10 protein-coding genes are annotated in these 13,208 nt (G+C 70.8%); 5 read left to right on the forward strand and 5 right to left on the reverse strand.

The annotated features are described in order from the left end of the window. The first annotated feature begins 274 nt into the window (after positions 1–274). Genes ACZ3OF_RS04125 through xdhC form a run of 3 tightly spaced genes read left to right on the forward strand, consistent with a single transcriptional unit; the run spans position 275 to position 5,017 of the window. Positions 275–1,786, forward strand: a complete 1,512-nt coding sequence (locus ACZ3OF_RS04125) for a xanthine dehydrogenase small subunit (protein ID WP_467302605.1) — start codon at positions 275–277, stop codon at positions 1,784–1,786. Further along, positions 1,783–4,206 (forward strand): xanthine dehydrogenase molybdopterin binding subunit, encoded by a 2,424-nt coding sequence (gene xdhB / locus ACZ3OF_RS04130; protein ID WP_467302607.1) that lies wholly within the window; start codon positions 1,783–1,785, stop codon positions 4,204–4,206. The genes ACZ3OF_RS04125 and xdhB overlap by 4 nt, the downstream gene beginning before the upstream one ends. 1 nt (position 4,207) lies before the next feature. Further along, complete coding sequence (gene xdhC, locus ACZ3OF_RS04135) at positions 4,208–5,017, forward strand: xanthine dehydrogenase accessory protein XdhC (protein ID WP_361666375.1); 810 nt, start codon at positions 4,208–4,210, stop codon at positions 5,015–5,017. A gap of 57 nt (positions 5,018–5,074) precedes the next feature. Here xdhC and ACZ3OF_RS04140 read toward each other — a convergent pair whose 3' ends face one another. The 5 genes from ACZ3OF_RS04140 to ACZ3OF_RS04160 all read right to left on the reverse strand — a co-directional run bounded on the left by ACZ3OF_RS04140 (position 5,075) and on the right by ACZ3OF_RS04160 (position 11,815). Beyond that, positions 5,075–5,920, reverse strand: coding sequence for a carbohydrate ABC transporter permease (locus tag ACZ3OF_RS04140; RefSeq protein ID WP_467302845.1), 846 nt, complete (start codon positions 5,918–5,920; stop codon positions 5,075–5,077). A 14-nt stretch (positions 5,921–5,934) separates the two neighbouring features. After that, positions 5,935–7,299, reverse strand: coding sequence for an ABC transporter permease subunit (locus ACZ3OF_RS04145; RefSeq protein ID WP_361666373.1), 1,365 nt, complete (start codon positions 7,297–7,299; stop codon positions 5,935–5,937). Between the two features lie 10 nt (positions 7,300–7,309). Then, entirely contained in the window at positions 7,310–8,632 is a 1,323-nt protein-coding gene (locus tag ACZ3OF_RS04150) for an ABC transporter substrate-binding protein (RefSeq protein ID WP_361666371.1), read from the reverse strand. After that, complete coding sequence (locus tag ACZ3OF_RS04155) at positions 8,629–10,284, reverse strand: glycoside hydrolase family 13 protein (RefSeq protein WP_467302610.1); 1,656 nt, start codon at positions 10,282–10,284, stop codon at positions 8,629–8,631. The genes ACZ3OF_RS04150 and ACZ3OF_RS04155 overlap by 4 nt, the downstream gene beginning before the upstream one ends. 256 nt (positions 10,285–10,540) lie before the next feature. Next, complete coding sequence (locus tag ACZ3OF_RS04160) at positions 10,541–11,815, reverse strand: ABC transporter substrate-binding protein (protein WP_361666369.1); 1,275 nt, start codon at positions 11,813–11,815, stop codon at positions 10,541–10,543. 123 nt (positions 11,816–11,938) lie between these two features. Here ACZ3OF_RS04160 and ACZ3OF_RS04165 point away from each other — a divergent pair, with 123 nt between their 5' ends. Together ACZ3OF_RS04165 and ACZ3OF_RS04170 are read left to right on the forward strand one after the other, a co-directional pair. Then, the gene (locus ACZ3OF_RS04165) at positions 11,939–12,454 is read left to right on the forward strand and encodes a PadR family transcriptional regulator (RefSeq protein WP_361666368.1); all 516 of its coding nucleotides are present in this window, start codon (positions 11,939–11,941) and stop codon (positions 12,452–12,454) included. Next, positions 12,451–13,206 carry an ABC transporter ATP-binding protein gene (locus tag ACZ3OF_RS04170; RefSeq protein WP_467302613.1) on the forward strand — a complete coding sequence of 252 codons (756 nt, stop codon included), beginning with the start codon at positions 12,451–12,453 and terminating at the stop codon, positions 13,204–13,206. Before ACZ3OF_RS04165 ends, ACZ3OF_RS04170 begins: the two co-directional genes overlap by 4 nt. Positions 13,207–13,208: the final 2 nt, after the last annotated feature.

The following is a 13,208-nucleotide window of genomic DNA, read 5'->3' on the forward strand; positions in this document are numbered from 1 at the left end:
CACCGGCCACTACTTTGCGTGAGAGCCGACCCACGACCAGCGAAAGGAGGCGACCGGCAGATGTACACCGTCTCTGACCTCGGTCGCCTCGCCCGCCGTACGGTCTGGGTTCCGGGCCGGATCGCGCACGGCTGCTAGCACGCCGTTTCTGATGTGCCCCTCTCGTGGGCACTTTTCGGGTTTCCCTCACCACTTCCCGGCACGTCGCCGTTACGTGCCGCCTTGCGCCCCCACCTCTCCTGTGGCGCCTCCGAACACAGAAAGCTGCCTGAAATTGGCGAACATCGAAGCGACCGATCGCGCATCGGAACGACGACCCGACGCGGTGGCCGCGCGGATCACGGTCAACGGGACGGAAACACCGATCTCCCCGGCCGCACCCCACACCACGGCGCTGGACCTTCTGCGCGAGCGTGGCCTCACCGGTACGAAGGAGGGCTGTGCCGAGGGTGAGTGCGGCGCCTGTTCGGTCCTCGTCGCCCGCCCCGGTGTGGACAAGCCCACCGACTGGGTGGCCGTCAACGCGTGCCTCGTCCCCGCCGCGGCACTCGACGGTCAGGAGATCATCACCTCCGAAGGGCTCGCCACGGCGGGGGAACCCGGCATGCCGCCCACCCTGCACCCGGTGCAGGAGGAGATGGCGGTCCGCGGCGGCTCCCAATGCGGATACTGCACACCGGGGTTCATTTGCAGCATGGCCGCCGAGTACTACCGGTCCGACCGCTGCGCGCACGCCGACCCGGCCGACGGCGCCGACCGTGAACACGGTCCGAACGGCTTCGATCTGCACGCACTGAGCGGGAACCTGTGCCGCTGCACCGGGTACCGCCCGATCCGCGATGCCGCCTTCGCCGTCGGTACGCCCACCGATGACGACCCGCTGGCGCGGCGTCGCGAGCAGGCCCCACCCGCACCGGTCGCCACCGTGTACACCCAGGGCGACAGCGTGTTCCTGCGGAAGAGCACCCTGGCCGAAACGCTGCAGGTGCTGCGCGAGCGGCCCGACGCGGTGGTGGTCGCCGGCTCCACCGACTGGGGTGTGGAGGTCAACATCCGTTCCCGCCGGGCCGATTGCGTGGTGGCCGTCGACCGGCTGCCCGAACTGCGGGCGCTGCGCGTCGAATCCGACCACATCGAGATCGGTGCGGCGCTGACGCTCACCGAGATCGAACGCCGCCTGGACGGCGACGTTCCGCTGCTCGCGGAGCTGTTCCCGCAGTTCGCTTCCCGCCTCATCCGCAACGGCGCGACCCTCGGTGGCAACCTGGGCACCGGATCGCCCATCGGTGACAGCCCGCCGGTGCTCCTCGCCCTCGAAGCCTCGGTGGTACTCGCCGACCCCGACGGCGAGCGCGAGATCCCGCTGGCGGAGTACTTCACCGGATATCGGCAGAGCGTGCGCCGGCCCGGTGAGCTGATCCGTGCGGTACGGATCCCGCTGCCGCTGTCACCGGTCACGGCCTTCCACAAGATCGCCAAGCGGCGCTTCGACGACATCTCCAGCGTGGCGGTCGCCTTCGCGCTCCACGTCGAGGACGGGATCGTCCGCAAGGCGCGCATCGGCCTGGGCGGCGTCGCCGCCACCCCGATCCGCGCGCTCGCCACCGAGGCCGCCCTGGAGGGCAGGCCGTGGGAGGCGGAGACCGTCGAGGCCGCGGCCCGCGTGCTGCGCGGCGAGGGGACACCGATGGACGATCACCGGGCCAGCTCCCTCTACCGCTCCGCGATGCTCGGCCAGAGCCTTCTGAAGCTGCACGCACAGACCACCGAGGCGGTGTCGTCATGAGTCATCTCTCCCAGCGCCCCGAGAAGCCCGTCGTCGGCGTCTCCATGCCGCACGAGAGCGCCTTCCAGCACGTCACCGGCACCGCTCTGTACACGGACGACCTGGTCGCCCGTACAAAGGACGTGCTGCACGCCCATCCGGTCCAGGTCATGAAGGCCCACGGCAGGATCACGGCGCTGCGCACCGAGCCCGCGCTCGCCGTTCCCGGGGTGGTCCGCGTGCTGACCGGTGCCGACGTGCCCGGCGTCAACGACGCCGGGATGAAGCACGACGAGCCGCTCTTCCCCGACGAGGTCATGTTCCACGGCCACGCTGTCGCCTGGGTGCTGGGCGAGACCCTGGAGGCGGCCCGGCTCGGTGCGGCGGCCGTCGAGGTGGAACTCGACGAACTGCCTTCCGTGGTGACCCTGGAGGACGCGATCGCGGCCGACAGCTTCCACGGTGCCCGGCCCGTGATGGTCACCGGTGACGTCGACGCCGGGTTCGCCGACTCGACGCACGTGTTCTCCGGCGAGTTCCGCTTCTCCGACCAGGAACACTTCTACCTCGAGACGCACGCGGCGCTGGCCCATGTCGACGAGGCCGAGCAGGTGTTCGTCCAGAGCAGCACCCAGCATCCGTCCGAGACCCAGGAGATCGTCGCGCACGTGCTCGGGCTGCACAGCCACGAGGTGACCGTGCAGTGTCTGCGGATGGGCGGCGGCTTCGGCGGCAAGGAGATGCAGCCGCACGGCTTCGCGGCCGTCGCCGCCCTCGGCGCCAAGCTGACCGGCCGGCCCGTCCGGCTACGGCTCAACCGGACGCAGGACCTGACCATGTCCGGCAAGCGGCACGGGTTCCACGCCGCGTGGAAGATCGGCTTCGACGCCGACGGCCGCATCCGGGCCCTGGAGGCCACCCTGACCGCCGACGGCGGCTGGAGCCTGGACCTGTCCGAGCCGGTGGTGGCCCGCGCGCTGTGCCACATCGACAACACGTACTGGATTCCCCACGCACGTATCGCCGGCCGCATCGCCAGGACCAACAAGGTCTCCAACACCGCCTTCCGCGGCTTCGGCGGGCCGCAGGGCATGCTGGTGATCGAGGACATCATGGGCCGGTGTGCGCCGTTGCTCGGCCTGGATCCGACGGAGCTGCGCGAACGCAACTTCTACCAGCAGGGCCAGTCCACGCCGTACGGACAGCCGGTCACCCAGCCCGAACGGATCTCCGCCGTCTGGGAACAGGTCAAGGAGAACGGCGGCATCGACGAACGCAGGCGCGAGATCGCCGCGTTCAACGCCGCGCACCCGCACACCAAGCGGGGACTCGCGATCACCGGGATCAAGTTCGGCATCTCGTTCAACCTCACCGCCTTCAACCAGGGCGGAGCGCTGGTGCTGATCTACAAGGACGGCTCGGTCCTGATCAACCACGGCGGCACCGAGATGGGTCAGGGCCTGCACACCAAGATGCTGCAGGTGGCAGCGACCACGCTGGGCATCCCGCTGCACAAGGTGCGGCTGGCCCCGACGCGTACCGACAAGGTGCCCAACACCTCCGCCACCGCCGCCAGTGCGGGGGCCGATCTCAACGGCGCGGCCGTGAAGAACGCCTGCGAGCAGCTGCGTGAACGGCTGCTCCAGGTCGCCGCCACGCAGCTGGGTTCGAGCGCCTCGGACGTGCGCATCGGCGAGGGCGTCGCCCGCACGCTGGGCAGCGACAAGGAGCTGGCCTGGGACGACCTGGTGCGCACCGCGTACTTCCAGCGGGTTCAGCTGTCGGCGGCAGGCTTCTACCGGACCGAGGGGCTGCACTGGGACGCCAAGGCGTTCAGGGGCTCGCCGTTCAAGTACTTCTCCTACGGCGCCGCCGCGGCCGAGGTGGAGGTGGACGGCTTCACCGGGGCGTACCGCATCCGGCGGGTGGACATCGTGCACGACGTCGGCGACAGCCTCTCCCCGATGATCGACATCGGCCAGGTCGAGGGCGGGTTCGTGCAGGGCGCGGGCTGGCTGACGCTCGAGGACCTGCGCTGGGACGCCACCGACGGGCCCCACCGCGGCCGGCTGCTGACCCAGGCCGCGAGCACGTACAAGCTGCCGAGCTTCTCGGAGATGCCCGAGGAGTTCAACGTCACGCTGCTGCGGAACGCCACCGAAGAGGGCGCGGTGTACGGGTCCAAGGCGGTGGGGGAGCCTCCGCTGATGCTGGCCTTCTCGATGCGAGAGGCGCTCCGGCAGGCCGCCGCCGCGTTCGGCCCGAGCGGGGTCGGCGTCGAGCTGGCGTCGCCCGCGACGCCGGAGGCGGTGTACTGGGCGATCCAGTCGGCCCGTCAGGGCGAGGCCTCCCGCATCGGCCGCGCCGGCGACGGAGCCGCCACCGTCGCGCACGCCGACGGCGAGGTCCGGGCCGACGCGGAAGCGTTGAGCGGTGCCTGACATGACGTGGTTCGCCGCGGTCGCGCGGTTGCGGGCACGCCGGGAGGCCGGCGTGCTCGTGACCGTCGCGACCGTGCGGGGCCACGCCCCCCGCGACGCCGGTGCGAAACTCGTCGTGGGGCAGACCGGGACGTGGGGGTCGATCGGTGGCGGCAACGTCGAGGCCGTGGCGATCGATCGGGCCCGGGAGATGATCGTCGCGAGCAAGCCGGAGCCCGAGCTGATCGATTTCGCACTGAACGACAAGGTGACCAACCGGCACGGCGTCCAGTGCTGCGGCGGCACGGTCTCGGTGCTGCTCGAACCGCTGCCGGTCGTACGGGCGGTGGCGATCTTCGGCTTCGGGCACGTCGGGATGGAGCTGGCGCGCATCCTGGCACGTCAGGACCTCGACCTCCATCTGGTCGACAGCCGCTCGGACGTCCTCACCAAGGAGCGGCTCGACGTGCTGGCGGACGCCGTGGCGCAGGTGCACGTGCACCACACGCCGCTCCTGCCCGAGGACGTCCTGGAGGAGTTGCCGCACGGCACCCACGTCCTGGTCATGACCCATGACCACGCCGAGGACGCCGCCCTGTGCGACGCCGCGTTGCGGACGCCCCATCTCGGCTCCGTCGGACTGATCGGATCGGCGGCCAAATGGGCGCGGTTCCGCCAACGCCTCGCCACCGAGGGCGGTCACGCCGAGGCCACCATCGATCGGATCAAGACGCCGATCGGGCTGGCCGACATCACCGGCAAGGAGCCCGCGACCATCGCCGTGAGCGTCGCCGCCGATCTGCTGCGCATGTTCGAGACCGAGGGGCCCTGACGCTCCCACCGGACGGAACGGGGCCCCACGCCGACGCGTGAGGCCCCGCCCGTACCGTCACTTCACCGAACCCGCCATCACCCCCTGCACGAAGTGACGCTGGAAGGCGAAGAAGACCACCACCGGCACGATCAGGGAGAGGAACGCACCCGGCGCCAGGACGTCGATGTTGCTGCCGAACTGCCGCACCTGGGACTGGAGTTCCACGGTCAGCGGCTGCGAGGAGCTGTCGGCGAAGAGCAGCGCCACCAGCATGTCGTTCCAGACCCAGAGGAACTGGAAGATCGCCAGGCTGGCGATCGCCGGGCGGCCCACCGGCAGCACCAGCTGCGTCAGGATCCGCCACTCGCCGCCGCCGTCCATCCGAGCGGCCTCCAGCATCTCGCGCGGGATGTCGGCGAAGTAGTTGCGCAGAAGGAAAACGGCGAACGGCAGCCCGTAGGCGACATGGAAGAGCACCACGCCCGGGATCGTGCCGAACAGTCCCAGCTGTCCGAACAGCTTCGCCACCGGCAGCAGACCCACCTGCACCGGCACCACAAGCAGCGCCACCACGCCCAGGAAGATCCAGTCCCGGCCGGGGAACTCCAGCCAGGCGAAGGCGTATCCGGCGAGCGCCGCGACGACGACGACCAGGACGGTCGTCGGCACCGAGATCAGCACCGTGTTCCAGAAGGCGCGCGTGATGCCCGCGTTGCCCAGCAGAGCCGTGTAGTTCTCCAGAGACAGCTGCCCGGGGCCGGTCAGCGCCGTCCACCAGCCGCTCGCCGCGTTGTCGCTCGCCGAGCGCAGCGATGACAGCAGCAGTCCGGCGACCGGGGTCACCCAGACCAGGCCGATCACCGCCAGGAACGCCTGGACCAGACCGTTGCCCAGCCAGCGGCGCAGCCGGCCGCCCGGCATCGTCGCGGTCGCACTCATCGCTGACTCCTACGGAAGCGGCGGACGTTGAAGACCATCGCGGGGATCACCAGCAGCAGGAGCAGCACACCGAGCGCGCTGCCGAGCCCCTGGTCGTTGCCGCCGCCGAAGGACACCAGCCACATCTGGGTGGCCAGCACGGTGGCGTCCTCCTGCACCGGCCCCGGCGCGATGATGTAGATGAGGTCGAAGACCTTCATCACGTTGATCACCAGCGTCACGAAGACGACGGTCAGCACGGGGGCAAGGAGCGGCACGGTGATCCGGCGGAACACCTGCCATTCGTTGGCCCCGTCCATCCGTGCCGCCTCCAGCGCGTCGCGAGGCAGGGAGGACAGCCCCGCGCCGATGAGCACCATCGCGAAGCCGGTCCAGATCCACAGGTACGCACCGATGATCGCCGGTGTGACCAGGGCGGGGCCGAGCCAGGAGACGCCCTCGTACGGAGGCGCGAAGTTCTCCGCGGGCAGCCGGACCGTGTACGCGCCGGCCCCGAGACCGGTGAAGCGGAACGACCCGTCGGCCGCGGTGACCGTGGTCGCGACGGCGCGCCCGTCGCGGACCGCCTCGACCGTCATGCCGGGCAGCCCCCGCTCCGCGGGGTCGATCGCGCCGTGCCGCCCCCCGCCGCCGGGTGTGAAGTCCAGGTACACGGCGCCGGCCACGTCTTCCGCACCGGCCTTGCCGACGGCCGCCTGCTCGGCGTCGGCGGGCAGCTCCTTGGGCGGTACGCCGACGAGGCCGAGGGCGACGCTCCGGCCCGGGGAGACGGCCTCGGCCGTCCCGTACGAACCGTCGGGCGCCTTCTCCAGCCCTTGACCCTCGCGGGCCCGGGCCGCCGGGTACGACGAGGAACCCTGGAACGCGTCGTGCACGCCGACCACCGCCGCGTTCAGCACCCCCTTGTCCGGGTCCTCCTCGTACGCGAGGCGGAAGATGATGCCCGCCGCCAGGAAGGAGACCGCCATCGGCATGAAGAGCAGCAGCTTGAACGCGGTGGCCCAGCGGACCTTCTCCACCAGCACCGCCAGGATCAGCCCAAGGCCTGTCAGCAGCGTCGGCGCGACGACGACCCAGATGGCGCTGTTGCGGATCGCGGTCAGGGTGGCCGGGTCGCGGAACATCTCCGTGTAGTTGTCCCCGCCGACGAACCGGGTGCCGGACGCGTCGAAGAAGCTGCGGCCCACGGAGAACAGCACCGGATACACGACCAGCGCGCCGAGCAGGAGCAACGCGGGCAGTACGAACGCCAGGGCGACGATCCGCCGTCGGCGCCTGGCCCGGTCCCGCGGGCTTCCGGACCGCGGGCCGCCCTTCGTGGAGCCGGCCCGAGGGGGTGGTGGGGCGGTGACTGTGGTCATGACGTCCGCCTCAGCCCTTGTACGCCTTGGCCGCCGCGCCCTCCAGCGCCGCGGCCGTGGCGGCCGGGTTCGACGGGTCGCGCAGGAAGTCCTGGAGGATCTTCCACTCGCCCACGCCCTTGGTGCCGCCGAACGCGGCAGGGGCCTGGTCCGACATGTCGAAGCGCACCGAGTCCCCGGCGTCTATCAGCGACTTGGCGGTCTCGCGCAGAGTGTCGTCGCCGTACGCCGCGAGGTCGAGCTTCTTGTTCGGCGAGAGGAATCCGCCCGCCTCGGCCCACACGGCCGCCGCCTCCGGCGTCGCGAGGTACTCCAGGAACGCCATGGCGGCCTTCGGGTTCTTGCCGTCCTTCAGGACGACGGCCGCGTCACCGCCGCTGACCACCGGCGCCTTCCCGCCCGCGACCGCCGGGAAGGGGAAGAAGGTGGCGTCCTCGCCGATCTTCTTGCCGAACTGGTCCTTGGCGACGCCGGCGACGAAGTCCCCCTCGTACACCATCGCCGCCTCGGGCTTCGGTCCGAAGACCTTCTCGACCGAGCCGGGGAAGTCGGTGCCGAGCGCGCCCTTCTGACCGCCGGCCACCAGCTTCCTGTCCGAGAAGAGGGTGCCGAGGGTGGTCAGCGCCTTGACCACGGTCGGGTCGGTCCACGCGATCTCGTGCTTGGCGAGCTGGTCGTACTTCTCGGGGCCGGCCTGGGAGAGGTAGATGTTCTCGAACCAGTCGGTCAGCGTCCAGCCGTCCTCACCGGCGATCGCGAAGGCGGGCAGGCCCGAGTCGGAGACCGTCTGCCCGCTCGTGAGCATCTCCTCGTACGACTTCGGCGGCTTCACACCCGCCTGGTCGAGCGCCTCCGGGCTGTACCAGACGGTCGACTTGTGGGCGGCCTTGAAGTACAGGCCGTAGAGGGCGCCGTCGACGGAACCGTAGTTCTTCCACACCGGTGCGTAGTTGGTGTCGACGGCCTTCGTCGCGGTCTGCGACAGCGGCTTGAGCCACTTCTGCCGCGCGAACTGCTGGAGCACGCCGACCTGCGGGACCATGACCACGTCGGGGGCGTTGCCGCCCTCGATCTTGCTGCCCACGACGGTGGAGACGTTGTCCCCGGTGGACACGAACCGGGTCTTGGCGCCGGTCTTCGCGGTGAAGGCGTCCAGCACCTTCTGGAAGTTCTTCTGTTCGGCGCCCGACCAGACCCCGGCCACATCGAGGGTCTGGCCGGACAGCTCCTTGCCGCCGCCACCGGCGCTCACCGGGTCGCCGCCGCACGCCGTGGCGGCGAGCGCCAGGGTCAACGCGGAGCAGCAGGCCGTCGTCATCCGTCGCAGGGTCATCGCAGTTCCTCCAGAGTGGTGTCGTCACTGATCCACCAGGCGGCGGTGGACCCGGGCAGTACGGCGGTCGGGCACGGTCCGCTGGACAGCAGCGGGGCGCCGGAGACCGGTGCGGGCACGGGAGCGGTGCCGAAGTTGACGGCGCAGACGAGCCCGTCGCCGCGCAGGAAGGCCAGCACACCGGGCGGCGCGTCCAGCCAGCGCAGGGTGCCCTCGCCCAGCTGCGGCAGGCCGTGCCGCAGCTGGAGCCCCTCGCGGTACAGGTGCCAGACCGAGCGGGTGTCGGCCAGCGCCCGGTCGGTGGCGTGCTCGGCGAACCAACCGGGCTGCGGCAGCCAGGGCTTGGCGCTCTCCGCCCCGGTGCTGAAGCCGAACGGCGAGGCGTGCCCGGACCACGGCAACGGCACGCGGCAGCCGTCGCGGATCCGGGCCCGGCTGCCGGTACGCCGGAATATCGGGTCGGTGAGCACCTCGTCCGGCAGGTCCACGACCTCCGGCAGGCCCAGCTCCTCGCCCTGGTAGATGTACGCGGCGCCGGGCAGGGCCAGCATCAGCAGGGCGGCGGCGCGCGCCCGGGCGGCCCCGAGCCCGCTGCCCTCGGTGCCGGACTCGCCGTACCGGGTCACCGTGCGCACCTGGTCGTGGTTGTTGAGGACCCAGGTGACGGTGGAGCCGGTGCCCGCGATGTCGCGCATCGCCTCGTCGATCACCTTGCGGAAGGAGTCGGCGTCCCAGGGTGCGCCGAGCAGGTCGAAGAAGAACGCCTGGTGCAGCTCGTCGGGCCGGACGTACCGGGCGTGTTCGCGGGCGGTCGGTACGGACACCTCGCCGACCAGCAGCCGCTCCTGCCCGTCGCGCGCCGTGTACTCCTCGCACACCGACCGCCAGTGACGCCACACGTCGTGCACCTCGGGCTGGTTCCACGCGAGCGGGTTGACCGAGTCGCGGGTACGGGCGTCGGCCTCGGGGTCGGGGGAGTCCGGCAGGTCGGGGTGCTTGAAGAGGCCGGCGGCCACGTCGATGCGGAAGCCGTCGACGCCCCGGTCCAGCCAGAAGCGCAGGACGTGGTCGAAATGGGCGCCGACCTCGGGGTTGCGCCAGTTCAGGTCCGGCTGCTCGGGCGTGAACATGTGCAGGTACCACTGGCCGGGCGTGCCGTCCGGCTCGGTGATCCGGCTCCAGGCCGGTCCGCCGAACATGGCGTGCCAGTTGTTGGGCGGGACGTCGCCGTCCGGACCGCGACCCTCGGCGAAGTGGAAGCGGGCCCGGGCCTCGCTGCCGGGCCCGGCGGCGAGGGCCTCGCGGAACCAGGCGTGCTCGCTGGAGCAGTGGTTGGGGACGATGTCCAGCAGCACCTTGATGCCCAGCCGATGTGCGTCCGCGACCATCAGGCCGAATTCGGCGAGGTCGCCGAAGACGGGGTCCACGTCGCAGTAGTCGGCGACGTCGTACCCGTGGTCGTGCTGCGGCGACGGGTAGAAGGGGCTGAGCCAGATCCCGTCGACCCCGAGCTTCTTCAGGTACGGCAGTCCGGCCCGGACACCGGCGAGGTCGCCGATCCCGTCGCCGGTGCTGTCCAGAAAGCTGCGGACGTACACCTGGTAGATCACCGCGTCGCGCCACCAGCGGCGGCGGCCTGGGGCTGTGAGCATCACCCGTTGACCTGTATTTCTGCGTGAAGGGGTGCGCGCCACCCAGAGCGGATAGCGGTTATGCATGCATGTTAAGTACGCATGACGAGAGGGTGTCAACGAAGCTGTCGGAAATCGAAGTCAGTTGGGGTGAAATGCCCTGGTTTGCACCTGCGGTCGGGGTGCACCGGTCCACATGCTGATACCTAACAGGTAAGTAGGGGACGCAGCGATGACAGCGAGGGAGCGCCGAAGAGGGAAGGCACTGGGCGAGGTGTCAGCGGCGACGGGCTATGGCCGCGAGCTCGTCCGCGAGCCGGCGCACCGCGGCCTCGGGCGTCTGGTGCTGCGTCATCGCGTCGTGCGCCACCGCCTGCACCGCGAGGCTCACCTGCTCGTAGTGCGGGCTCTTGGGACGGGGAGCGGCCGCGAGCACGCTCGCCCGCAGCGTGGGCAGATACGGGAAGCGCGCCACCAGCGCCGGATCCTCGTACAGCGCGCTCCGCACCGGCGGCAGGGCGCCCTCGGTCAGGACGCGGCGCTGCACCGGTTCGCTCGTGAGGTACGCGATCACATCGCGCGCCGACTCGGGATACCGGGCCTGGCTGCTCACGGCCAGATTGGAGCCGCCCAGCACGCTCGCGCCCGGCCCCGCCGGGCCCGGCAGCGGCACGGCGCCGAACTTCCCCGCGACCCTCGACTCCGCGCCGGATGCGCCGGCGTACGCGTAGGGCCAGTTGCGCAGGAAGAGCAGCCGGCCGTCCTGGAAGGCCTGCCGGGACTCCTCCTCCTTGTACGACAGGGCTTCCCCCGGTATCCAGCCGTCCCGTACACCTCGGGCGAGGAACCCCAGCCCGGAGCGGGCGGCCGCCGAGTCGACCGTCACCCGCTCGCCCTCGTCGCCGAGGATGGATCCGCCTGCCGAGTACACCGCCTCGGCCGCGTTGACCGTCAGCCCCTCGTACGGCAGGAACTGGCCCGCGTAACCGCCCAGGCCGTACTTCGGGGCGATGGTGCGGGCCTGCCGCTCCAGCTCCGCCCAGGTCCGCGGCGGGCGCTGCCCCTCACGGTCGAGCACGTCCTTGCGGTAGAAGAGCATCCCGGCGTTCGTCACGTACGGGACGGCGTACAGCCGTCCGTCGTACGTCGCGGTGTCCACCACCGGAGGCAGGAAGCTCTCCAAGGGGAAACGCCCGCGCTCCAGAGGAGCGATCCATCCGGCCGCGGCGAACTCCGACGTCCACGCGACATCGATGTTGAGCAGATCGAACCTGCCGTCGCCCGACTTCAGATCCGTGATCATCTGGGCCCGGGTCTCGTCGGCCGAATCCGGCAGCTCGACCACGGTGACCTGCTCGGCCGGGTGCGCGCGGTTCCAGCCCTCCAGCACACGTGCGAGATAGCCGGTGAGATCACCGGCGGTCGCCAGCGTCATCGGGCCGCGGCCACCCGCGTGCTCCGCGCCGCCCGAGGGGGTTCCGGAGGCCAGGTAGCCCGTCAGGACCACCGCGAGAGCCAGGAGACCCCTACCCGCGGCCCGCATCCACCGCATAGGTTCCTCCCAGGGGGCCGCGCCGTACACCTTCGTCCAGCAACAGGGCATGTATACCCGTTAGGCATGGGCGATACTAGAGCCCTCACCACACCGGGAGCACGCCAAGGGAGGACAGTACGGGTGCGCCATCCCCTCCTCGCCCTCCTGGCCAGGGGCCCCGCCCACGGCTACGAGCTGAAGCAGGACCTTGAGCAACTGCTGGGCGCCGCGTACCCTCCCACCAACGTCGGGCAGATCTATGTCACGCTCGGCCGCCTCGAGAAGTCCGGGCTGATCGAGGGCGAGGAGATCGCCCAGGAGAGCCGCCCCAACAAGAAGATCTACCGCCTCACCGAAGCCGGGCAGGAAGCACTGCGCTCCTGGTTCGACGAGACGGCGGACGAGCCGCGGGTACGGGACGAGTTCTTCATGAAGCTCGCCCTCGCCCCCCGCACGGGCCTCGCCGACCAGATCGCCCTCATCAACAAGCAGCGACGCGAATACCTCACCACCATGCGCAACCTGTCCAAGCTGGCCGCCGCCGAAGACCGGGACAACCGTATAGCCCACCTGCTGATCGAAGGCGCCATGCTGCACCTCCAGGCCGATCTCGACTGGCTGGAGCGCTGCCAGGAGGAGCTGGAGGAGCTGCGATGACCGACTCCGCCGTACCCGTGCCGTTGCTGCGCGCCGACGGCCTCGTCAAGACCCACCACGGCGAGGGCGCGCCCGCCCACGCCGTGCGCGGCGTCGACCTGACCGTGCGGCGCGGGGAGTTCGTCGCGGTCACCGGCCCCTCCGGTGCGGGCAAGTCCACCCTGCTGCATCTGCTCGGCGGCCTCCACCGTCCGGACAGCGGCACGCTCCTGCTGGACGGCGAGAGCACCGACGGCTGGACCGAGGCACGCTGGGCGGTGGAACGGCGCCGCCGCATCGGCATCGTCTTCCAGTTCTTCAACCTCGTCTCCAACCTCAGCGTCGCCGACAACGTCGAACTGCCCGCGCTGCTGGCCGGAACCGCCGCCAAGCGGGCCCGCGCCGAACGCGAGCGACTCCTCGCCGAGCTGGGCCTCGACAGCAAGGCCCGCAGCATGCCCGGCGAGCTGTCCGGCGGCGAACAGCAGCGCGTGGCCCTCGCCCGTGCCCTGGTCAACCAGCCGCGGCTGCTCCTCGCCGACGAACCGGCCGGCAGCCTCGACAGCAAGGGCACCCGCGAAGTGATGCGGCAGCTCGCCCGCTTCCACCAGCTCGGCCAGACCATCGTGCTCGTCACCCACGACGCCCGGCTCGCCAGCGCCGCGGACCGGGTGATCAGCTTCTTCGACGGCCGCATAGCCGACGACGCCGATCTGAGTGGCACCCCGCCTCGCGGCAAGGGCCTCGCCGGCGTACTGGAACTGAAGGACTGACC

It is taken from the genome of Streptomyces sp. NPDC022552, from assembly GCF_055561875.1.